General features: G+C 54.5%; 21 protein-coding genes and 1 other RNA gene. 17 read left to right on the top strand and 5 right to left on the bottom strand.

The features are described from left to right. Nucleotides 1-66 precede the first annotated feature (66 nt). From GZ1_RS02185 to GZ1_RS02175, 3 genes are all read right to left on the bottom strand, one after another. The gene (locus GZ1_RS02185) at nt 67-1434 is read right to left on the bottom strand and encodes an MATE family efflux transporter (RefSeq protein WP_033006937.1); all 1368 of its coding nucleotides are present in this window, start codon (nt 1432-1434) and stop codon (nt 67-69) included. Between the two features lie 97 nt (nt 1435-1531). Further along, nucleotides 1532-2794 carry a two-component system sensor histidine kinase NtrB gene (locus tag GZ1_RS02180; RefSeq protein WP_020756910.1) on the bottom strand — a complete coding sequence of 421 codons (1263 nt, stop codon included), beginning with the start codon at nt 2792-2794 and terminating at the stop codon, nt 1532-1534. A 136-nt stretch (nt 2795-2930) separates the two neighbouring features. Beyond that, nucleotides 2931-4100, bottom strand: coding sequence for an alanyl-tRNA editing protein (locus tag GZ1_RS02175; protein WP_020756909.1), 1170 nt, complete (start codon nt 4098-4100; stop codon nt 2931-2933). Nucleotides 4101-4512: 412 nt separating this feature from the next. Here GZ1_RS02175 and ilvA point away from each other — a divergent pair, with 412 nt between their 5' ends. Continuing rightward, nucleotides 4513-5721 (top strand): threonine ammonia-lyase, encoded by a 1209-nt coding sequence (gene ilvA / locus GZ1_RS02170; protein WP_033006938.1) that lies wholly within the window; start codon nt 4513-4515, stop codon nt 5719-5721. Between the two features lie 373 nt (nt 5722-6094). Continuing rightward, nucleotides 6095-6883 (top strand): GNAT family N-acetyltransferase, encoded by a 789-nt coding sequence (locus GZ1_RS02165; RefSeq protein WP_060787801.1) that lies wholly within the window; start codon nt 6095-6097, stop codon nt 6881-6883. A gap of 49 nt (nt 6884-6932) precedes the next feature. On the opposite strand, the gene GZ1_RS19510 is transcribed toward GZ1_RS02165, so the two are convergent. Continuing rightward, nucleotides 6933-7067 (bottom strand): hypothetical protein, encoded by a 135-nt coding sequence (locus GZ1_RS19510; protein ID WP_020755515.1) that lies wholly within the window; start codon nt 7065-7067, stop codon nt 6933-6935. Between the two features lie 6 nt (nt 7068-7073). After that, the gene (locus tag GZ1_RS02160) at nt 7074-7322 is read right to left on the bottom strand and encodes a hypothetical protein (RefSeq protein WP_013145420.1); all 249 of its coding nucleotides are present in this window, start codon (nt 7320-7322) and stop codon (nt 7074-7076) included. Between the two features lie 192 nt (nt 7323-7514). Between GZ1_RS02160 and GZ1_RS02155 the strand changes: the two genes are divergently transcribed. From GZ1_RS02155 to GZ1_RS02090, 15 genes are all read left to right on the top strand, one after another. Continuing rightward, entirely contained in the window at nt 7515-8141 is a 627-nt protein-coding gene (locus GZ1_RS02155) for a TetR/AcrR family transcriptional regulator (protein ID WP_013145419.1), read from the top strand. A gap of 137 nt (nt 8142-8278) precedes the next feature. Then, nucleotides 8279-9421 carry an acyl-CoA dehydrogenase gene (locus tag GZ1_RS02150; RefSeq protein ID WP_044743976.1) on the top strand — a complete coding sequence of 381 codons (1143 nt, stop codon included), beginning with the start codon at nt 8279-8281 and terminating at the stop codon, nt 9419-9421. A 59-nt stretch (nt 9422-9480) separates the two neighbouring features. Then, nucleotides 9481-11115, top strand: a complete 1635-nt coding sequence (locus GZ1_RS02145; protein ID WP_060787800.1) for an AMP-binding protein — start codon at nt 9481-9483, stop codon at nt 11113-11115. Nucleotides 11116-11179: 64 nt separating this feature from the next. Further along, entirely contained in the window at nt 11180-12532 is a 1353-nt protein-coding gene (gene accC / locus GZ1_RS02140) for an acetyl-CoA carboxylase biotin carboxylase subunit (protein WP_020755510.1), read from the top strand. 22 nt (nt 12533-12554) lie between these two features. Continuing rightward, complete coding sequence (locus GZ1_RS02135; protein ID WP_060787799.1) at nt 12555-12767, top strand: acetyl-CoA carboxylase biotin carboxyl carrier protein subunit; 213 nt, start codon at nt 12555-12557, stop codon at nt 12765-12767. A 14-nt stretch (nt 12768-12781) separates the two neighbouring features. Then, nucleotides 12782-13681: a hydroxymethylglutaryl-CoA lyase gene (locus GZ1_RS02130; protein WP_060787798.1), complete on the top strand. Its 900-nt coding sequence runs from the start codon at nt 12782-12784 to the stop codon at nt 13679-13681. 13 nt (nt 13682-13694) lie between these two features. After that, nucleotides 13695-14477 (top strand): enoyl-CoA hydratase, encoded by a 783-nt coding sequence (locus GZ1_RS02125; RefSeq protein WP_020755509.1) that lies wholly within the window; start codon nt 13695-13697, stop codon nt 14475-14477. A 169-nt stretch (nt 14478-14646) separates the two neighbouring features. Continuing rightward, nucleotides 14647-16200, top strand: a complete 1554-nt coding sequence (locus GZ1_RS02120; protein ID WP_060787797.1) for an acyl-CoA carboxylase subunit beta — start codon at nt 14647-14649, stop codon at nt 16198-16200. A 63-nt stretch (nt 16201-16263) separates the two neighbouring features. Continuing rightward, nucleotides 16264-16452: non-coding RNA, 6S RNA (gene ssrS, locus GZ1_RS02115), on the top strand. A gap of 200 nt (nt 16453-16652) precedes the next feature. Further along, the gene (locus GZ1_RS02110; protein ID WP_060787796.1) at nt 16653-17093 is read left to right on the top strand and encodes a MarR family winged helix-turn-helix transcriptional regulator; all 441 of its coding nucleotides are present in this window, start codon (nt 16653-16655) and stop codon (nt 17091-17093) included. A 3-nt stretch (nt 17094-17096) separates the two neighbouring features. Then, nucleotides 17097-17735 carry an HlyD family secretion protein gene (locus tag GZ1_RS02105; protein WP_033012202.1) on the top strand — a complete coding sequence of 213 codons (639 nt, stop codon included), beginning with the start codon at nt 17097-17099 and terminating at the stop codon, nt 17733-17735. Nucleotides 17736-17745: 10 nt separating this feature from the next. Further along, nucleotides 17746-19458 carry a DHA2 family efflux MFS transporter permease subunit gene (locus tag GZ1_RS02100; RefSeq protein ID WP_060787795.1) on the top strand — a complete coding sequence of 571 codons (1713 nt, stop codon included), beginning with the start codon at nt 17746-17748 and terminating at the stop codon, nt 19456-19458. A 129-nt stretch (nt 19459-19587) separates the two neighbouring features. Continuing rightward, nucleotides 19588-19737: a DUF2639 domain-containing protein gene (locus tag GZ1_RS17930; RefSeq protein WP_079936670.1), complete on the top strand. Its 150-nt coding sequence runs from the start codon at nt 19588-19590 to the stop codon at nt 19735-19737. An 89-nt stretch (nt 19738-19826) separates the two neighbouring features. Further along, nucleotides 19827-20021: an NETI motif-containing protein gene (locus GZ1_RS02095; RefSeq protein ID WP_033015194.1), complete on the top strand. Its 195-nt coding sequence runs from the start codon at nt 19827-19829 to the stop codon at nt 20019-20021. A gap of 146 nt (nt 20022-20167) precedes the next feature. Continuing rightward, nucleotides 20168-20374, top strand: a complete 207-nt coding sequence (locus GZ1_RS02090) for a DUF6501 family protein (RefSeq protein ID WP_060787794.1) — start codon at nt 20168-20170, stop codon at nt 20372-20374. Nucleotides 20375-20378 lie beyond the last annotated feature (4 nt).

The following is a 20378-nucleotide window of genomic DNA, read 5'->3' as shown; positions in this document are numbered from 1 at the left end:
CATGCTGAAACAAAAAGGATGTCCCTAGAACTGAGCGGGACATCCTTGTTTATCGACCGCTCCCTCTTAAAAGGCGCATGGCGCACGCCCGCTGTCATGTCTGCGCCAAACGGCCCGCAGGCGAAAGCTGAGAAACAGCGCGCCCGTTGCCAATCCGGCGATCAGGCCGATCCAATAGCCGAACGCCCCGGCGGCAGTCAGTAGAGCGAGCGCGCAGCCAAGCGGAAGCCCAACGCCCCAATAGGCGAGAAGAGCGGACCAAAAAACGGCGCTTACCTCTTTATAGCCCCGCAGCGCTCCTTGGATGGGAGCGGCGATGGCATCGGAAACTTGAAAGAAGATCGCATAGAGCAAAAACTTCTCCGTCAACGCCGCCACTGTCGGATCGTTTGTATACAGTCGAGCAACATCGCCGCGGAAGACGGAAAGAAACAATGCAGCGGCGGCGGCGACGGCCAAGGCGAGGGTGATGCCGATCAAGCAATATTGTTTGGCGGCTTCATAACGGTTGGCCCCGGCTTCAACGCCCACGGCGATCGTCAGCGCCATCGATAAGCTGAGCGGAATCATATACAACAGTGAAGCGAAGTTGAGGGCGCTTTGATGCGCGGCGACCGTTTCCGCGCCAAACCGGCCGACAAGCAGCGTCACCGCAGCGAAAATGCTCGTTTCAAAAAAGATGGCCGACCCGATCGGCACCCCGGTTTTCAGCAACTCTTTCCATGCGGCCCATGACGGACGGTAGAAACGGACGAGTACACGATAGGGAGCCAAGCGGCGAAATTTCAAAGCGGCAAAGGCAGCGGCCGCGAAGCAGTACGCATACGTGATCGCCGTCGCGTAACCAGTGCCGATGCCGCCAAGGCGCGGAAATCCGCCATGCCCGTAAATCAACAACCAGTTGAACAGCATATTGACCGGCAAGGCGGTGAGCGTAATCCACATCGTCACTTTCGTTTGCCCAAGCGCATCGATGAAATAGCGGAGCACAGAATAAAGAAACAGAGGGATGATCCCAAACGACAAGGCGCGCAAATAATGAAAGGCGATATGCCGAACGTTTTCATCCAAAGACATCTGTTTCAAGATAAACGGCACAGAAGCGGCGCCGATCAGGACAATGGCGGCAGCAAGCGCGACAGCCAAGTAGAGCGCCTGGGCGACGGCGCGGGCGATTGAGTCATGGCGTCCGGCGCCGAGATGATGCGAGACGATCGGGGACAAGGCGAGCAAAATGCCGCCGGCGCCGGTCCACACCGGCACCCATAAGCTGGAGCCGATCGCGACGCCGGCAAGATCTTCGGCGCTCGCATGACCGGACATGGCGACATCGACAAAGTTCATGGCATATTGACCGGTTTGCGAAACAAAAATGGGAAGAAACAAGGCGAACAGGCGCCGCCATTTGCCGTTGGGCGGAGCGGTCGTTGCCATAATGGCTCCTCCTTTTCCGTAATAAAGTGACACATTGTTCTAAATCATCAATCTCTCCACTTCCGAAGCTGGGATGACCCCCCTCTTCGGAAGCGATTTATGACGAAAGAAACGGCGGTTGGCTGCAAAGCGGGAATTCGATCAAAAAACATGTGCCGTGCGCGTCGCTTTGCACTTTCATCGTCCCGCGATGCAGTTCGACGATTTTTTTCGATAATGACAGGCCGAGCCCAGTTCCCGTTTCCTTCGTTGAAAAAAACGGATCGAAAACATGGTCGATGACCGACGGCGGAATGCCGGGCCCATCGTCGCAGAAGCGAAGCTGAACGAGATGGTTGATTTTTCGGCTGCAGATCGACACCTTCATCGTTTTCGCCACTTTTGCTTCCACGGCGTTGCGAAATAAGTTTAAAAACACTTGCAAAAGCTGGCTGCGGTCGCCGTTCATTTCGTAGTCGTCAAGCTGGTCATCAAGGTCAAAATGGACGTCGACGTTATGCAATAGCGCTTCGCTTTGCAATAGGACGCCGACATCGTCGCGCAAAAAGCGGTGCAAGTTGAACGTCTCCATTTTGACGTCCGCCGGCTTGGCGATATTCAAAAAATCCGTGATAATGTCGTTCGCCCGGTCGAGCTCAGGAATTAAAAGCCGCTCAACGAGCGAGGCGATGCGATCCGGCAAGTCGCTTTTCAATAGTTGCAAATATCCGCGCACCGTCGTCAGCGGATTGCGGATTTCATGGGCGATGCCGGCGGCGATGCGGCCAGCGACCGCCAGCTTTTCTGTTTCTTTCATCATATTGAGCGACTGAAACATACTGATGACTCGTTTGATCGATCCGTCATCGTTGTAAATAAAACGGGTGTTGACGATGCCGTAAAATCGGTCGAGCACTTCGTAATTGTAAAGCGGCTCGCCTTTTTCAAGCGATTCGAGCGTTGCGATCAGCTCGTCAGGCAGCTTCAGCAGCTCGCGAATATGTTTGCCGATGATGGCGTCGCGCTCGACGCCCGTGTCAATGGCCGCCTGCAAATTGCAAAGCGTGATGATCCCTTTGTCGTCGACAAAAACGATATGGTGCGGCACGAGATCGAGCAACGGCGTCAAAAAGGCTTCCACTTTTTCAAACGGTACGTCGTGATACAAGTCAATATCCCACTGCCATTTGGCTTCCTTTTCAAGGGACGGTGGAATGGTGCGAAGGTGCGGCCGGACGTCGCCGCGCTTTTTTTCGATGGCGATTCCACTTTCGTAATCGGCAAAGGTGAACGGAAACGGAAGCGTTTCGATGAGCCGCTCATAAGCGCGCAGCTTTCGTTCGAGCTCTTCGATTTGCGATTGTACGAGTCGATCGTTCATCTCTTCAAACTCCTTAGCTGCACATTTCGTTTTTCATTTTACAAAAACCGCCCTCCGTCGGCTATGGCGGACATCGCATCGATCCGACGGGAGGACGAAACGAATCGAAGCAACCGGGCGGTGCGGGCAGGAGCCGTCAATCGATGCCTGCCGTTTCCACGCGGGAAAGGAACTGGCTAAGCGCCTCAAGGGACGGAAAAGCAGCTTGCCCCTGCCGCTCGTTGCCGCCCCCTTTGCCGCCAAACAGGGCGGCTTGTTCTTTCAGCCAGTTCCCTGCATGGAGCAAGGAAGACGGTGCTTTGGCGATCACGGCGCGCCAATCGGAGGTGGAGGCGAGAAGCGCGGTTTTGCCATAACGGTCGGCGATCAGACGGGCGATCATTTGCAGTTCTTTTGCCCCATATTGGTCGTAACGGCCAATCACTGCACGTCCTGATTCGGCGGCGGCCCGTTCGGCTTCGACGGCAAAGACGATTGCCTCGTATTGGCGCAGCCGTTTTTCCCATTCTTTTTTCTCTTGTTCCCATTTTGCGATCACGTCGAGCAGCTGATCGCGGCTTGTCCCGAACCGACCTGCTGCCGCCTGCACGACGCGGTGGGTTTGCTGGTAGTCGGCAAGCGCCCGGCCGCCGCAAAGAAAGGAAAGACGCGTCATGCCGCGATGGCGCTCTGCTTTCAGCAATTTGATCACGCCGATTTCGCCCGTGCGTTTCACATGGGTGCCGCAGCACGCCGACAAATCGATCCCTTTCATCTCGACAACACGGACAGAACCTTGGACATCGGGACGCTTGCGAAACGGCATCCGTTCTGCTTCTTCCGGCGTCACCCAATACGTCTCGACCGGGAGATTCGCGTAAATGAGTTCGTTGGCCCGGTTTTCCACTGCCAGCATGTCTGCTTCCGTCAGCGCACCCGCCGTGATGTCGATTGTGACGACCTCGCGCCCAAGGTGAAAACCGACTGTTTCGGCGCCGAGCTGTTCAACGAGTACAGCGGATAATAAATGTTGGCCGCTATGCTGTTGTGTATGATCGCGGCGCCGTTTCCTATCAAGGACGCATGAAACGGCGCCCATTCCCGGGTGGGCAGGAAGGCGGTGATACACTTCCCCGTTTTCGTCAAACACATCGAGCACCGGCAAGCCGGCGATCGTGCCGGCGTCAGACGGTTGGCCACCGCCTTCCGGGTAAAACGCTGTTTCCGCCAAGGTGACAATGTATGTTTCGCCGTCTTGGCGGACGCTTGTCACCGTTGTCGTCCACACGTCAACATCCGGCGCCGTATAGTACAACTTTTTCGTCACAACCGTTTCATCCTTTCGTCTTCCGAATGCTTTTCTTTCATATTAGCAAATTCCCTCGCGTTTGCCTATCGCCGATCTTTTTGGCCGCTTTTTCCCGTTGGCAATTGGCCAAATCTATAGAACAATGTTCTAAATAAACAATATTCACAAAAGAAAAAGAACAGACCGTAGACAGCTCTTCCCCTAGAAACACTCTGATGTTTTGGGACAAGTCCAACGTTCAAACGGTTTGACAAAGGAAGCGGGTTGCAGCGATGTTTGTTGAACATGATTTTATGCAACAAAACTATATGCTAAAAATAATCCAAAACCAACTAAAGAAAAGCAACATTTGTCGGTGATGAAATGTTTTGTATATAATAAAGCGGGGTGAACAAGAACCGGTCGCCCGATCGGAAAGGGTGGTTTGATGATGTTGACGTTAACAGACATTGAACAAGCGCGAGCGAAAATGAAAGGCATCGTCCACCAAACGCCGCTTGAGCATTCGCAGACGTTCAGCCGGCTGTCCGGCAATGACGTGTATATGAAACTGGAAAATTTGCAAAAAACAGGTTCGTTTAAGGTGAGAGGCTCATTCAATAAAATTATGTCGCTCACGGAAGAAGAAAGGGCGCGCGGCGTCATCGCCGCCTCGGCCGGCAACCACGCCCAAGGGGTCGCCTACGCAAGCGGCATGCTCGGCATTCCTTGCACGATTGTCATGCCGAAAGGGGCGCCGCTCAGCAAAATTGAAGCGACGAAAAGCTACGGGGCGGAAGTCGTGCTGTACGGCGATGTGTTTGACGAGTCTTTGGAATATGCATTAGAGTTGCAACGTGAACGGGGGATGACATTTGTTCATCCGTTTGACGACTTGGCGGTGATGGCCGGCCAAGGGACGATCGGCTTAGAGCTGATCGAGCAGCTTCCCGACGTCGATGGCGTTCTTTGTCCGGTCGGCGGCGGCGGGTTGCTTGCGGGGGTGGCGTTTACGTTAAAACAGCTGAAGCCATCGGTTGAAGTGTACGGCGTTGAGTCATCGGCTTGCCCCGGCATGACGGCGGCCATACGCCATAAACAGCCCGTCTCCATTGCCGCATCGAATACGATCGCCGATGGGATTGCCGTGAAAAAGCCGGGCAATATTACGTACCAATACATTGAGCAATACGTCGATGGCGTTGTGTGCGTGGAAGAGGCGGAAATTTCACGGACGATGCTGTATGTGCTCGAGCGGAACAAGCTGTTAATCGAAGGGGCGGCAGCTTGTCCGTTGGCGGCATTGTTGTATCAAAAGCTGCCGTTTCGCGGCAAAAAAGTCGCCGCCATTTTAAGCGGCGGCAACGTCGATGTGACGCTCATTTCCCGCATCATTGAGCGGGGGCTTGTCGAAGCGGGCCGGTTTGTGACGTTTACAACGGTCATCTCCGACAAGCCGGGCCAGTTGAACAAGCTGCTGCGCATTATTGCGGAGCTTGAGGCAAACGTGATGTCGATTCACCATCAGCGCATCGGCGCCAAAGTGCTGCCAGGTCAGGCGGAAATTCACTTTTCGCTCGAGACAAAAAACGAAGACCATATTCAGCAAATTTACCAAGTGCTGTTGAAAGAAGGCTATGATGTACAGTTTTACCGATGAGCGCGCGATGGGAAAACGGTTTGTGTTTCGCCACTGTCTGTTAAGCAAACAGTGGAAAAGCCGTCTTCGAAATCATGTTCACAGGGCTGCCAAGTCAACTACCCCCACTTCGCGAACGCTTGAAGTGGGGGCTTGCAACTCCCCAGAAGTGCAGTCAGTCGATCTTTATAGTATTCGTACAGATCGTCAATAAACTTCATCGGCATCGTCGCCTCGCTTTTTTGAGAGCGGGCTTCCTCCTTTCTTTGCAGTTGGCCGATGCAGACTTAGGGGCATCGGCAGTCCTCTCGGTTTGACGCCACAAATGCCATTGGCAACAGGGATGATTCATAGTATAATGGAAAAAATATCATTCGAAAAGCGGGGGAATTCTATGATTCGCCGGTTAACGGCCGAAGACGATCAACAAGTATTTTCGTTTTTGCGGCAAGATCCGTCGTTCAATTTATTTATCATCGGCGATATTGAGTCGTTTGGCTATGACGCCGATTTCCAAGACGTTTGGGGGCAGTTTGACGATGCCGGCTCGCTGAAGGCGGTGCTGCTCCGTTATTACGATTCCTACATTCCGTACGCGCCTGGCGATTTTGATGCCGATGGCTTTGCTCGTCTCATCCGCGAGACAGCCCAATCATCGTCCATCCAGCTGTCCGGCAAGGCGGACATTGCCAGGCAGTTCGAAGAGCGGCTGCCGCTTGGGGAGAAGCGAACGCTTTACTTTTGCGAGTGTCGGACGGATGAATACGCCCGTCAAGAAATGGGGGCGTTCGCCGTCAAAAAAGCCGAATTGGCCGATGTCGACCGGATTCTCGACTTGCGGCGCCGCATTGCCGAATTTGAAACGAGGCCGTCGTCCCGCGATATGCTGGTGAAAGGGATGGAAACCAATTCAGCTAGAACGTACTACATTGAACAAGACGGCCGAATGGTGGCCGCGGCATCGACATCAGCGGAAAACTCATTGTCGGCGATGATCGTCGGCGTCTGCACGGATCAGGAGCATCGAGGGAAAGGGTATGCCAGCACCATCGTGGCGAAGCTCGTTTGCGATTTGCTCGCTGAAGGGAAGATGCCGTGCTTGTTTTATGACAATCCAGACGCCGGCCGCATTTACCATCGCCTTGGTTTTCGCGATATCGGATTGTGGGCGATGTACCGTTAGAAGGGCGGAAGTCCCGCCAGCTTGCTTGTGTACAAAAGCAGGCTGGCGGTTATTGTCCGTCTGCGCCGTTGGGCGTGCCGCGGCGAATGTGCTCGCCGCCGTGCTCCCGCATCGCTTTTGCCTTGTCGTTGACGAGCTGTTTTTGGTCAGCGATGGAAGAAGGTGTTTGTTTTTTGTTCGCCATATCGAATCACCTCAATGGAGACGATTTAGCGCGCTGAATGAACATGTCCGCATCTTCGATCAGCCCGCAGACGCCGCATTGGACGCGGTAGCTCGGGCCGCGGTATGGGAGATGGAACGGTTCGAGCGCTTCGTTTGTGTATTCGTGCTCGATGTCGCCGGTGTGCGGATCGAGCTTGACCGCACGCGGGTGCTGCTCAATGAGATGAAACCGCGTCCGGTTCGTTTTGCAGTTTGGGCATAGCATCGGTTCCAATCGAAGCCACCTCCATCTTTATCATTTGAAAACATGGCGGCCATTATGTATCAGCAGGCCCTGTACGACCGTGTTGGTCATGAGAAGCAATGGTTGACAATCATGGTGCAGTTCGGGTATGGTAAAGGCAAAACAAAAAATATTTCACTTTTTCAGAAAATAGTGTATTATAAATGGCAAAGGGGATTTTCTATGGCTGACAAACCGCTCAGAGACCGCATTATCGACACCGCTCTTCATTTGTTTGAGAAATACGGCTACCACGGCGTGACGGTCGACCGCATCGTTGCCGAAAGCGACACATCCAAAGGCGGTTTTTACCATAATTTTAAATCAAAAGACGAGCTCTTGTACCATATCCATGATGTCTTTATCACGTATGCGCTGACAAAAGCGCAGGAGGCGTATGAGGGCTTTCCTACGCCGACCGAGCGCTTGTACGCCATCGTGCAGTCGTTTGTCAAAGTGTTTCATTTGTATAAACCACACATCACCGTGTTTTACCAGGAAAGCACGTACTTAAAACCGGAATACGCTGAACCGATCAATGAAAAGCGAGAAGAGTTCAAGCAAATCATTTTTCGGGTCATTCGTGAGGGGATTGAAGCCGGGGAATTTCGTCCGGAGCTGTCGGTGGAGATTACTGGCATGTCCATTATCGGCATGGTCAATTGGACATACAAATGGTACAATCCGGATGGTCCGCTGTCCATTGAGGAAATCGCGGCATATTTTGCCGATTTCATTTTGCATGCGGTGCTCCGCACACCAGAAAACCCAGCGGCGGCGCGGTTTTTGTTGCGGCCGGCCGCCGAATAAGTTGTTGATCGTATACAGACCAACTAGTCGGTTTCGGAAACGCTTCAAAAAATCAAAACCGTTTACACTCGTTTCCTTACTGAAACCGACTAGTCGGTTCAAATGATAGAACATTTTCTATGGGGGAGAGGGAGAACATGGATTTTTCATTGACGAAAGAACAACAAATGATTAAAGAAATGGTTCGCGACTTTGCTGAGAAGGAAATTGCCCCATACGCGGCGAAATGGGATGAAGAAGCGCATTTTCCGCTCGATGTCTTTCGCAAAATGGGCGAGTTGGGGTTGTTGGGCCTGCCGTTTCCGGAAGAGTACGGCGGCGCTGGGGGCGATACGATTTCGTACGCCATCGCCGTTGAGGAAATCGGCCGCGCCTGCGGCGGCACCGGGTTGAGCTATGCGGCCGCTGTGTCGCTCGGAGCGAGCCCGATTTACTACTTCGGGACGGAAGAACAGAAGCAAAAATGGCTTGTGCCGATGGCGAAAGGCGAGACGCTTGGCGCTTTTGGGCTCACGGAGCCGAACGCCGGATCGGACGCCGGCGGCACGCGCACGACCGCGGTGCTGGACGGCGATGAGTATGTCATCAACGGCGAAAAATGTTGGATCACAAACGCCCAATACGCGCGGCAAGTCATTGTCACAGCTGTGACGGGCAAAGATGCGCGCGGCAAAAACATCATCACCGCTCTCATCGTGCCAACGGACTCCCCAGGATTTACGATTCGTTCGAATTACGACAAAATGGGCGTGCGCGCGTCCAATACGTGCGAGCTTGTCTTTGAGAACGTCCGCGTGCCGAAAGAAAACGTCTTAGGCGACCCGCAAAAAGGGTTTAAACAGTTTTTGTACACGCTTGATGGCGGGCGCATCTCGATCGCCGCGCTGGCGGTCGGCATTGCGCAAGCGGCGTTTGAGAAAGCGCTTCAATACGCAAAAGAGCGCGTCCAGTTCGGTCAGTCGATTTCCAAGTTTCAAGCCATTCAATTTAAACTGGCTGATATGGCGATGGAAATTGAGCTTGCCCGCAACATGGTGTACAAAGCAGCCTGGCTGAAGGATCAAGGGAAACCGTTTACAAAAGAAGCATCGTTCGCCAAGCTGTTCGCCTCGGAAATGGGGTTTCGCGTCTGCAACCAGGCGATCCAAATCCATGGCGGCTACGGCTATATGAAAGAGTACGGAGTCGAACGCCACTTGCGCGACGTCAAGCTCATGGAAATCGGCGAAGGCACATCAGAAATCCAACGGCTCGTCATCGCCCGCCAACTGGGATGCTAAAAGCGGAAATGCCTGCATATCCATAACAATGAATTCGGACAAAGGGGAGGAAACGGCCGATGTTGACGGTGACTGTGGGGAAATTGTTGGAAGAGCGAGCCAGGCAATATGCGGATCGCGAGGCGGTCGTGTATGCCGACCGCGGCTTGCGTCTGACGTATCGGCAGTTTAACGACTATTGCCGCCTCGTTGCGCGCGGGTTGATGCGGCTTGGCATCAAAAAAGGGGAGCATGTCGCCATTTGGGCGACGAACGTCCCGGAATGGATCGCCTGCCAGTTTGCGACCGGCAAAATGGGAGCTGTCCTCGTGACGGTCAATACGAACTACCGCGCGGCGGAGCTTGAGTATTTGCTTCGGCAGTCCGACTCGACGACGCTCTTTTTGATTGAGCAATATCGCGACTCGTCGTATATCGATATTTTATATGAAATCGTTCCCGAGCTGCGCACATCGGCGCCCGGACAGCTGCAATCGAAACGGCTGCCGAAGTTGAAAAACGTGATCTTTCTTGGCGACAAACGGCACCCGGGCATGTTTACATGGAACGACATCTTGGCGATGGCGCACGACGTATCGGAAGAAGAACTCGATGAACGGATGGAGAGCCTCGACCCGCACGATGTGATCAACATGCAATACACGTCCGGGACGACTGGATTCCCGAAAGGGGTGATGTTGACGCATTACAACATCGTCAACAACGCCCACCAAGTGGCGCAATGCATGGGACTTGGCGAAGGCGATCGATTGTGCATTCCGGTGCCGTTTTTCCATTGCTTCGGCTGCGTCATGAGCACGCTTGCATGCGTGACGGTCGGGGCGACGATGGTGCCGGTTGTGGAGTTCCATCCGAAGCGGGTTCTCGAGACGGTGGAAGCGGAGCGGTGCACGGCGCTTCACGGCGTGCCGACGATGTTCATCGCCGAGCTCAACGACCCGGATTTTGCCAAATACGATTTGTCGTCGCTGCGCACGGGCATTATGGCCGGTTCTCCTTGCCCGGTCGAAGTGATGAAGGCGGTCATCGAGAAAATGGGGATGAAAGACATTACGATCGCCTACGGGCAGACGGAAGCGTCCCCAGTCATCACGCAAACGCGCACCGACGATCCGCTTGAGCTGCGTGTCGAAACGGTTGGCCGTGCCTTGCCGGGCGTGGAAGTGAAAATCGTTGAGCCGGGCACGAACAAGGAAGTGCCGCGGGGTGTGCAAGGGGAGCTGTGCACGCGCGGCTATCATGTCATGAAAGGGTATTACAACAACCCGGAAGCGACAAATGAAGCGATCGACCAAGACGGCTGGCTCCATACCGGCGACTTGGCGGTGATGGATGAAAACGGTTACTTCCGCATCACCGGCCGTCTGAAAGATATGATCATCCGCGGCGGCGAAAACATTTATCCGCGTGAAATCGAAGAGTTTTTATACAAACATCCGAAAATTTTGGACGTCCAAGTCGTTGGCGTGCCGGATGAAGTATACGGGGAAGAAGTGATGGCGTGGATCATCTTAAAAGACGGCGAAACGGCGACGGCTGAGGAGATTCGCGAGTTTTGCCGCGGCCACATTTCCCGTCATAAAATCCCGCGCTACATTGAGTTTACTGATTCGTACCCGATGACGGCGTCCGGGAAAATCCAAAAATTTAAACTGCGGGAAATGGCGAAACAGCGCCTCGGCTTGACGACGTAAACCGCCGTGCCGGGCGGTTTCGTCCGCCCGGCGGCATTCTCAGTTTTCGTGAAAGGGTGAGACGATGTTTTCGAAAGTATTGATTGCCAACCGCGGCGAAATCGCCGTCCGCATCATCCGCACGTGCCAAAAGCTCGGCATCCGGACCGTCGCCGTCTATTCCGAAGCGGATGCGGATTCGCTCCACGTCTCGCTCGCGGATGAGGCGTATTTGATCGGCAAGCCGCGCGTCGCGGAAAGCTATTTAAATATCGAAAAAATCATAGAGGTTGCCAAAACGGCGAAAGCGGAGGCGATCCATCCCGGCTACGGGCTGTTGTCGGAAAATCCAGCGTTTGCCCGCCGCTGCGAGGAAGAAGGAATCGTCTTCATCGGTCCGAAGGCGGACGTCATCGCGGCGATGGGCAGCAAAATCGAAGCGCGGCGGACGATGGAACAAGCCGGCGTGCCGATCGTCCCAGGCGTCTCCTTTGCGCTTGATAGCGCCGATGAAGCGGCCAAAGCGGCGGCTTCGATTGGGTATCCAGTCATGCTGAAGGCGTCAGCCGGCGGCGGCGGCATCGGCATGCATATCGCCCGCGACGAAGCCGAGCTGCGCCAGGCGTTTGAAGGAAGCCAAAAACGGGCGGCTTCGTTTTTCGGCGACGGGACGATGTATATCGAAAAATATATCGATCGCCCGCGCCATATTGAAATTCAGCTGCTCGCTGATTCCTACGGCAACTGCGTCTACTTGTGGGAGCGCGAGTGTTCGATCCAGCGCCGCCATCAAAAGGTGGTCGAAGAGGCGCCGTCGCCGTTTTTGGATGAGGAAACACGGCGGAAAATGGGCGAAGCAGCCGTGCGGGCCGCGCGCCATATCGGCTATGCGAACGCCGGCACGATCGAGTTTCTTGTCGATGAGCAAAAAAACTTTTATTTTCTGGAGATGAACACACGCCTGCAAGTTGAACATCCGGTGACGGAAGAAATCACCGGCATCGACATTGTCGAAGAGCAGCTGCGCATCGCCGCCGGCGAGCCGCTTCGTTATCAGCAGGAAGACATCCGCCGCGATGGACACGCCATTGAAGTGCGCATTTATGCCGAAGACCCGAACACGTTTTACCCGTCGCCCGGCCGCATTACGGCGTTTTCCGCCCCACAAGGCGAATGGATTCGTCATGAAACGGCGGTTCAAAGCGGCGCCGCGGTTACGCCGTTTTATGATCCGATGATCGCCAAACTAATCGCCAAAGGACCGGATCGGCAAACGGCGATTGAACGCTTGCTCGAAGCGCTTCGACACTATCGCGTGGAAGGGATTAAAACGAACATTCCGCTGCTTGAGGCCGTGCTGTCCCATCCGGCGTTTCAAGCGGGGGATACGACGACCGATTTCCTTTCGAAGCATTGGAAGCCAGCAAAAGCAAAATGAAGCAGAAACGGAGGAAGACACGATGACCCAAGTAACGGCAACAATGGCTGGAAGTATATGGAAATTGTTGGTGGCTGTCGGGGATCATGTAGAAGAAGGCCAAGATGTCATCATTTTAGAATCGATGAAAATGGAGATTCCGATTGCGGCTGAGGCGTCCGGCGTCGTGAAGCACATCCACGTGCAGGAAGGAGATTTCGTGAACGAAGGCGACGTGCTTGTCGAGATTGAATAAAGGGGGAGCAGAGCATGAGCCGATGGCCGGCGAAGGTGACGATCAAAGAAGTCGGCCCGCGCGACGGCCTGCAAAACGAAGCAACGCCGATCGCGACCGCCGATAAAATCGCTTGGATCAACCTATTGTCAGAAACGGGGCTGTCGTACATTGAGGTGACTTCCTTCGTCCATCCGAAATGGATTCCGCAACTTGCGGACGCCGTTGAAGTGGCAACGGGCATTCGCCGAAAAGCCGGCGTCACGTATGCGGCGCTCGTCCCCAACGAAAAGGGGCTTGAGCGGGCGCTTGGCGCCGGGGTCGATGAAGTGGGCGTCTTCATGTCAGCGAGCGAAACGCACAACCAAAAAAATATTAACAAAACGATCGCTGCCACATTTCCGGTGCTGGAAGCGGTCGTGCAAACGGCAAAACAAGCAGGCAAAACGGTGCGCGGCTACGTTTCCACCGTCTTTGGCTGCCCGTATGAAGGGGCAGTTGCCGTCGATCAAGTGCTGATGGTGGCGGATCGGTTGTTGGCGATGGGGGTTGACGAACTGTCGCTTGGCGATACGATCGGCGTCGCGACGCCCAAGCAAGTGGAGGACGTGCTTGCTGAGGTGCTTCGCCGCTTTCCGGCCGGACGGATTGCCATGCATTTCCATGATACAAGAGGAACGGCGCTTGCCAACATTTTGGTGTCGATGGAGATGGGCATTACGACGTTTGACAGCTCGCTTGGCGGCCTTGGCGGCTGTCCGTACGCTCCCGGAGCGTCGGGAAACGTCGCCACTGATGATGTAGTATATATGCTTCACGGCATGGGGATTGAAACCGGCATCGATGTCGAGCAGCTGACGAAAGCGGCGTTGTTTATCCGCGACAAAATCGGCCGCCCGCTTTCGAGCCGGTATTTGCAAACGGTTGGATCATAAGGGGGGAGAAAACGTGAGCGCACTTGTATCGTTTGAAACACAAGAAAACGGCATCGCCATTGTGACATTAAACCGCCCGGAAGCAGCCAACGCGCTTTCTAGAGCGCTTTTGTTGGAGCTTGGTGCGCTTTTGCAAGAAATCAAATTTCAAAAAGACGTGCGCGTCGTCATGTTGACCGGGGCCGGAGACAAAGTGTTTTGCGCCGGAGCCGATTTGAAAGAGCGGGCAGGGATGAACGAAACCGAAGTCCGTCAGGCCGTCGCTTTAATCAGCAAAACGATCAACGAGGTCGAGAAAGTGCCGCAGCCGGTCATTGCCGCGTTAAACGGCTCGGCCTTTGGCGGGGGGCTTGAGCTGGCGCTCGCCTGCGACATCCGGTTTGCCGCCGACGATATCCAGCTCGGGCTGACGGAAACGTCGCTCGGCATCATTCCGGGAGCGGGGGGGACGCAGCGGCTGCCGCGCCTTGTCGGTCTCGGCAAAGCGAAAGAGTTGATTTTTGCCGCCAAACGGATTACAGCGCAGGAAGCCGAGCGAATCGGCCTTGTCGAATACGCCGTGCCGCGCGCCGAGCTCATGGATCGGGCGCTTGAATTGGCGCAGCAAATCGCTGACAATGCGCCGATAGCCGTCCGTCAGGCGAAACGGGCGATCCAAAGCGTATTCAACGTTGATTTGGAGACGGGCCTCGCGATTGAGCAGCTCGCCTATGAGGCGACCATTCCGACGAAAGACCGTCTGGAAGGTCTGCAGGCGTTTAAAGAAAAGCGGAAGCCTGTGTACAAAGGGGAGTAAGCCTGCGCTTGGGCAGGATGAGGCTGTTTGGATAAGGAAAAAGCCGCACGGAGCGCTTGTTCTGCACCGACATTGGCACGACAGCCAAAAACGGCCCCAACCGTGCTCCCGGCCGAACACGCGGGATGGAACAGCAAGATCCATCAAAACAAGGAGGGGAAACAAAGAGATGAAGGAAACAGCCAATCAACAAGACACGCTCGCAGCGGAGCTGGAGAAAAGAGCGGCGGAAATCAAGAAAGGCGGGGCGCCAAAATATCATGAAAAAAATGCGGCCCAAGGGAAATTGTTTGTTCGCGAGCGGCTGAATTTGCTGCTTGACGATGGCTTGGAAGTGGAAGACGGCTTGTTTGCCAACTGTTTGGCGGATGGCCTGCCGGCTGACGGGGTGGTGACCGGGATCGGCAAAATCAACGGCCGCACCGTCTGCGTGATGGCGAACGATTCGACGGTCAAAGCCGGCTCATGGGGAGCGCGCACGGTCGAAAAAATCATCCGCATTCAAGAGACAGCGGAAAAACTGCGCTGCCCGATCATTTATTTGGTGGACTCGGCCGGCGCACGCATTACGGACCAACTCGAAATGTTTCCCGGCCGGCGCGGGGCAGGGCGCATTTTTTACAATGAGGTGAAGCTGTCCGGCAAAGTGCCGCAAGTGTGCCTGTTGTTTGGCCCGTCAGCAGCCGGCGGCGCTTATATTCCGGCGTTTTGCGACATCGTCATCATGGTCGAGGGCAACGCCTCGATGTACTTGGGCTCGCCGCGCATGGCGGAAATGGTGATTGGGGAAAAAGTCACGCTCGAAGAGATGGGCGGCGCTCGCATGCATTGCACCGTCTCCGGCTGCGGCGACGTGCTCGTGAAAACCGAAGAAGAAGCGATTGCCTATGCGCGCCGTTATTTGTCATATTTTCCGTCCCATTACGGCGAAAAACCGCCGGTGGTCGAGGCGAAGCCGCCGAAATCGTTCGACAAAACGATCGAAGACATTTTGCCGGAAAACCAAAATGCGCCGTTCAACATGTATGATTTGATTGAGCGAATCATTGACGAAGGATCGTTTTGCGAAATCAAAAAACTGTTTGCGCCGGAAATCATTACGGGACTGGCGCGCCTTAACGGCCAGCCGATCGGCATCATCGCCAACCAGCCGCGCGTCAAAGGCGGTGTCTTGTTCCACGATTCGGCTGATAAAGCGGCGAAATTCATCACGCTTTGCGACGCGTTCCATATCCCGCTTCTGTTTTTGGCCGACGTCCCTGGCTTTATGATCGGCACGAAGGTCGAGCGGGCCGGCATCATCCGCCATGGAGCGAAAATGATCGCCGCCATGTCGGAAGCCACCGTACCGAAGATCTCGGTCATCGTCCGCAAAGCGTACGGCGCCGGGTTGTATGCCATGGCCGGCCCGGCGTTTGAACCGGACTGCTGCCTCGCGCTTCCGAACGCGCAAATCGCCGTCATGGGGCCGGAGGCGGCCGTCAACGCCGTTTATGCGAACAAAATCGCCGAGCTGCCGCCGGAAGAGCGTGCGGCGTTTGTCGAACAAAAACGCGAGGAATACCGGCGCGACATCGATATTTATCGGCTCGCTTCCGAATTGGTCGTTGACGGAATTGTCGCGCCGAACGATTTGCGCAACGAGCTCATCCGCCGATTTGACGCGTATATGTCCAAGTATATCGTCTTTTCTGAGCGGAAGCATGGGGTGTATCCAGTTTGAAAAAATGGATGGCTGTCCCTCTTGCCAAGGGACGGCCGATCATGTATCATAATAATCACCAATCCGTTGCTGCGTTGTGCGTTGTAGAATGAAGTTTCAACCGATGGCAATCAAAAGGGAGTTCTACATTGAAGCGGGAATGTCATGCCTCAATATTCGTGATGGAGGACGGCAGGAACGCTTCTGCGAACACCCACCTGGTGGAGCGTGGTTGAGAAACTGCATTCAGCCAACGGCAACCGCGGCGCGGATTCATGAATGAGAAGCGGGCAAAAGAGTCCAATTGGATGCCAAACATCCAGTCGGACTCTTTTTGTTGCGTATGTTTTTGCCAAGACAATGAAACAATATAGTTGATTTTCCTCGTTTTCATGTTATAATCATATTTCGCGCAGAAATAATTCGCATTGAAACTATTCCAACAAGAAAGATGAAGCAAGGAGGGGGGATGAATGGAAGGAATCAGCCGGGACATCATGTACGCCGTCTTCCGGACGCAAAAGGCGCTTTACCGCCTCATCCGCGAGGACGCGGCTCGCGTCGGAGTGACGGAGGTGCAGCTGATCGTCTTGTATACGCTGTTGAAAACAGAACATATTCGCCTGAATGACTTGGCGGAAAAATTAAATTTAAGCAACAGCAACGTCAGCGGCACGGTCGATCGGCTCGTCGGCGCCGGCCTTGTTGTCCGCGAGCCGTCGAAGCAAGATCGGCGCGCGGTCATTTTGAGTTTGACGGAAAAAGGAAAAGAGACAGTGTCGGAAGCGTTTGGCGAGCAGTCGGTGCTGCGCCGGCGGCTTCGCCGCATTCAAGAACTCGTCTCTCCAGAGGAGATTGAACAGTTTTTGCATCTTCATGAAAAAATTAAAGCGATTTTACTCGGGGAGGAATAGACAGTGAACGTGAAACGATTGGTGGCGCTGAACATCATTGTGCTCATTTTGCTTGTCGGCGGCGGCTTTGCCGCTTACTACTATGTGAACGAAGCGACGAATTACATTAAAACAGACAACGCCCGCATCGACGGCCAGGTCATCTCGGTTGCGGCGCCGCTGTCCGGAAAACTGACATCCTGGCGGGGCGACACGGGAAAAACGTTCTCAGCCGGGGAAGAAATCGGTGAGGTGTTTGACGGCAAAACGACGGTGCCGGTGACAGTGCCTCATCGGATGACGATCGTGCAGCAAAACGCGGTCAAAGACTCGTTTGTCGCCGCGGGGACGCCGCTTGCCCGTGGGTTTGATTTGAACGATTTGTGGGTGACGGCGAACATTGAAGAGACCGATATTGAAGACGTGAAAGTCGGGCAAGACGTCGATATTTATGTCGATGCGTATCCGGACCGCAAATTCAGCGGCAAAGTCGAAAAGATTGGCAATGCGACAGCGAATACGTTCAGCCTGCTGCCGAGCTCCAATGCGACCGGCAACTACACGAAAGTGACCCAAGTGATTCCGGTCACGATTTCCATTGACAATTACAGCGGAGCCGGACTTGTGCCGGGCATGAACGTCACCGTCCGCATCCATAAGTAGGTGATGGGACATGACAACATTTGTCATTGGTTATATTGTGTTTGCCGTTTTGGTTTTGGCGGCGGTCAACATCGCGCTGCGCCGCCGCAAACCGGCTTCAGCTGCAGGGAAGGCGGCGGATGAAGCGGCGAAAGCCAACGCTCAACCGTTAGCGGAAACGAAAGCAGAGCCAGCGGCAGAAACGGATGGGCGCCCGGCCGCTCCAGCCGGGCAAGGCGGCCTCGGGGATATCGGCAGCCGCGGAAAAGTTGTGGCGACGGTCATGCTGGGCGCGTTTGTCGCCATCTTGAACCAAACATTGATCAACGTCGCCTTGCCCCATATGATGCAAGATTTCAACGTGGAAACGTCGACGATTCAATGGCTCGTGACAGGATATATGCTCGTCAACGGGGTGCTCATCCCGATCAGCCCGTTTTTAATCGCGAAGTTTCCAGCGAAACGGCTGTTTTTGTCTGGCATGTCGTTTTTCGCCATCGGCGCGTTTGTTTGCTCGATCGCTCCAACCTTTGCCGTCATGCTCGCAGGGCGGCTGACGCAGGCGGTCGGGGCGGGCATCATCATGCAGCTGATGATGGTCATTATGCTGTCGATTTTCCCGCCGGAACGCCGCGGAGTGGCCATGGGGACGGTCGGAATCGCCATGATGTTCGCGCCGGCGATCGGGCCGACGTTATCCGGATGGCTTGTCGAACATTATACATGGCGGCTGTTGTTTTACGTCGTGTTGCCGATCGCGATTGTAGACATTGTGCTTGCCTCCGCCTGGCTGAAACATACGCCGCGCAAGGGCAATCCGGTGCTGGACGTGCAAGGGGCGGTCTACTCCACGATCGGGTTTGGCGGCGTTCTGTATGGCTTCAGCGAAGCCGGCAGCAAAGGATGGGGCGAGACGGAAGTCGTTGTGTCGCTTATCATCGGCGTCTTGTTCTTGATCATGTTCACATGGCGTTCGCTCCGCTCGGAGCATCCGGTGCTCAATTTCCGTGTGTTCCGCTACCCAGTGTTTACGTTGGCGACCGTCATCGGATCGGTCATCAATATGGCGATGTTTGCAGCGATGGTGTTGCTGCCGGTGTATTTGCAAAACTTGCGCGGCTTTACGCCGCTTGATGCCGGTTTGCTGTTGCTACCGGGAGCGATTGTCATGGCGATCATGTCGCCGATTTCCGGCTGGGTGTTTGACCGCATCGGCGCGCGGGCGCTGGCGATCGTCGGCTTGATCATCACCGCGGTCACGACGTGGGAATTCAGCAAGCTGACGATGGATACACCGTACAGCCAGTTAATTTGGCTTTATATTTTCCGCATGTTCGGCATGTCGATGCTCGGAATGCCGATTATGACGGAAGGATTGAACGCCTTGCCGCGCCATTTGTACAGCCACGGCACGGCGATGTCCAATACGATCCGCCAAGTGGCCGCTTCGCTCGGAACGGCGTTCTTGGTGACGATCATGTCCAACCGGGCCAAATTCCATGCGGACATGTACCGAAATGAGATGACGGAAAACAATCCGTTTTTCATGAGCCTTGTCGGCCAGCTGAAGCAGGCGATTCCGAGCGATGAAGCGGTGGTGCAGCTGCTGTATGGGCTCGTGCAGCAGAGATCGACTGTCGAAGGGATTAACGACGCCTTTTTCGTCGCCACCGGCTTGACGGTATTGGCGTTAATGATGGCGTTTTTCTTAAAGGGAAAAAAGCATAAATCGCCATCAGCGTAAACAAAGGAAGCGGCGCAGAAGCCGCTTCTTTTTTTGTTTTATGCCATATGGACAACAATGTTCTTGCTCCCTTTTTGCACACATATACATCATAAAGACAAGCGGATGACAAAAGAGGGGGGGAGCGCCATGGCGCATTTTGGCTCGAAAGGATGGCTTGTTGCCGAGTTGAAAAAGGCAGGCATCGCCCGCCATCCGGTCGGACGGAAAAAAATTGAGACATACAAAGCAGCCGAGCTGTATGGGCTGTACCGAAAATATGTGCAGAAAACGCGCTAGGCCGGATGAAACATCCGGCTTCTTTTTTGGGCAACCTAAAGGGGAAAGGAGGGAGGCGCGCCTGATGGTTGACAAACGCGCCGGAAGCGATGAAGAAAAAACGGTTTACGGTAGCGGAAGGGGAAACGATCGCCGCCTGTTTAGCGCGAATGAAACAGGAAGGCTACCGCCCCATCCGCCGCATCGAGCAGCCAATTTTCCGCGAAGTGGAAACGAACGGCGAAACGATGGTTGAGCCGTGCGGGCGCATCATCGAATTTGAGGGGGTGCGCGATGAGCCGTAGCAACAGGTCGTTAGCACGGTTGCCCGCCGCCGCCAACGATTTGAGGCGTCGGCCATAGCGGCAAATGGCGAATGGGACGTTGCAGCCGGTTGTCCGGGTCGCTACAATAAAGAAGGGGAAAAATATAAAGAGAAGGAGATGACGCCATGATTCATCACACATGGGCGACCCGGCCGATGATCAAAAAAGTAAAGTGCGTTCACACGAACGCGGAAAAATACATGGTCAGCAATGTATTGACGCCGGGCAAAGTATATGAAGTAAAAAACGAAACCGACGAGTTTTATTTTGTCATTGACAACAGCGGAAAAGTCGGCGGGTTTTACAAAGATTATTTTGAGGAAGTCAAGTGATCGC

It is taken from the genome of Geobacillus zalihae NBRC 101842 (assembly GCF_001544135.1).
Lineage (GTDB): Bacteria > Bacillota > Bacilli > Bacillales > Anoxybacillaceae > Geobacillus > Geobacillus zalihae.
This window is presented reverse-complemented; position numbering and strand designations above follow the sequence as displayed.

What these genes read in the sequence shown, in the direction of transcription:
- GZ1_RS02185 (WP_033006937.1), bottom strand. Translation starts at nt 1,434, where the DNA reads ATGGCAACGACCGCTCCGCCCAACGGCAAATGGCGGCGCCTGTTCGCC.
- GZ1_RS02180 (WP_020756910.1), bottom strand. Translation starts at nt 2,794, where the DNA reads ATGAACGATCGACTCGTACAATCGCAAATCGAAGAGCTCGAACGAAAG.
- ilvA (WP_033006938.1), top strand. Translation starts at nt 4,513, where the DNA reads ATGTTGACGTTAACAGACATTGAACAAGCGCGAGCGAAAATGAAAGGC.
- GZ1_RS02165 (WP_060787801.1), top strand. Translation starts at nt 6,095, where the DNA reads ATGATTCGCCGGTTAACGGCCGAAGACGATCAACAAGTATTTTCGTTT.
- GZ1_RS19510 (WP_020755515.1), bottom strand. Translation starts at nt 7,067, where the DNA reads ATGGCGAACAAAAAACAAACACCTTCTTCCATCGCTGACCAAAAACAG.
- GZ1_RS02155 (WP_013145419.1), top strand. Translation starts at nt 7,515, where the DNA reads ATGGCTGACAAACCGCTCAGAGACCGCATTATCGACACCGCTCTTCAT.
- GZ1_RS02150 (WP_044743976.1), top strand. Translation starts at nt 8,279, where the DNA reads ATGGATTTTTCATTGACGAAAGAACAACAAATGATTAAAGAAATGGTT.
- GZ1_RS02145 (WP_060787800.1), top strand. Translation starts at nt 9,481, where the DNA reads ATGTTGACGGTGACTGTGGGGAAATTGTTGGAAGAGCGAGCCAGGCAA.
- accC (WP_020755510.1), top strand. Translation starts at nt 11,180, where the DNA reads ATGTTTTCGAAAGTATTGATTGCCAACCGCGGCGAAATCGCCGTCCGC.
- GZ1_RS02135 (WP_060787799.1), top strand. Translation starts at nt 12,555, where the DNA reads ATGACCCAAGTAACGGCAACAATGGCTGGAAGTATATGGAAATTGTTG.
- GZ1_RS02130 (WP_060787798.1), top strand. Translation starts at nt 12,782, where the DNA reads ATGAGCCGATGGCCGGCGAAGGTGACGATCAAAGAAGTCGGCCCGCGC.
- GZ1_RS02120 (WP_060787797.1), top strand. Translation starts at nt 14,647, where the DNA reads ATGAAGGAAACAGCCAATCAACAAGACACGCTCGCAGCGGAGCTGGAG.
- GZ1_RS02110 (WP_060787796.1), top strand. Translation starts at nt 16,653, where the DNA reads ATGGAAGGAATCAGCCGGGACATCATGTACGCCGTCTTCCGGACGCAA.
- GZ1_RS02100 (WP_060787795.1), top strand. Translation starts at nt 17,746, where the DNA reads ATGACAACATTTGTCATTGGTTATATTGTGTTTGCCGTTTTGGTTTTG.
- GZ1_RS17930 (WP_079936670.1), top strand. Translation starts at nt 19,588, where the DNA reads ATGGCGCATTTTGGCTCGAAAGGATGGCTTGTTGCCGAGTTGAAAAAG.
- GZ1_RS02095 (WP_033015194.1), top strand. Translation starts at nt 19,827, where the DNA reads ATGAAGAAAAAACGGTTTACGGTAGCGGAAGGGGAAACGATCGCCGCC.
- GZ1_RS02090 (WP_060787794.1), top strand. Translation starts at nt 20,168, where the DNA reads ATGATTCATCACACATGGGCGACCCGGCCGATGATCAAAAAAGTAAAG.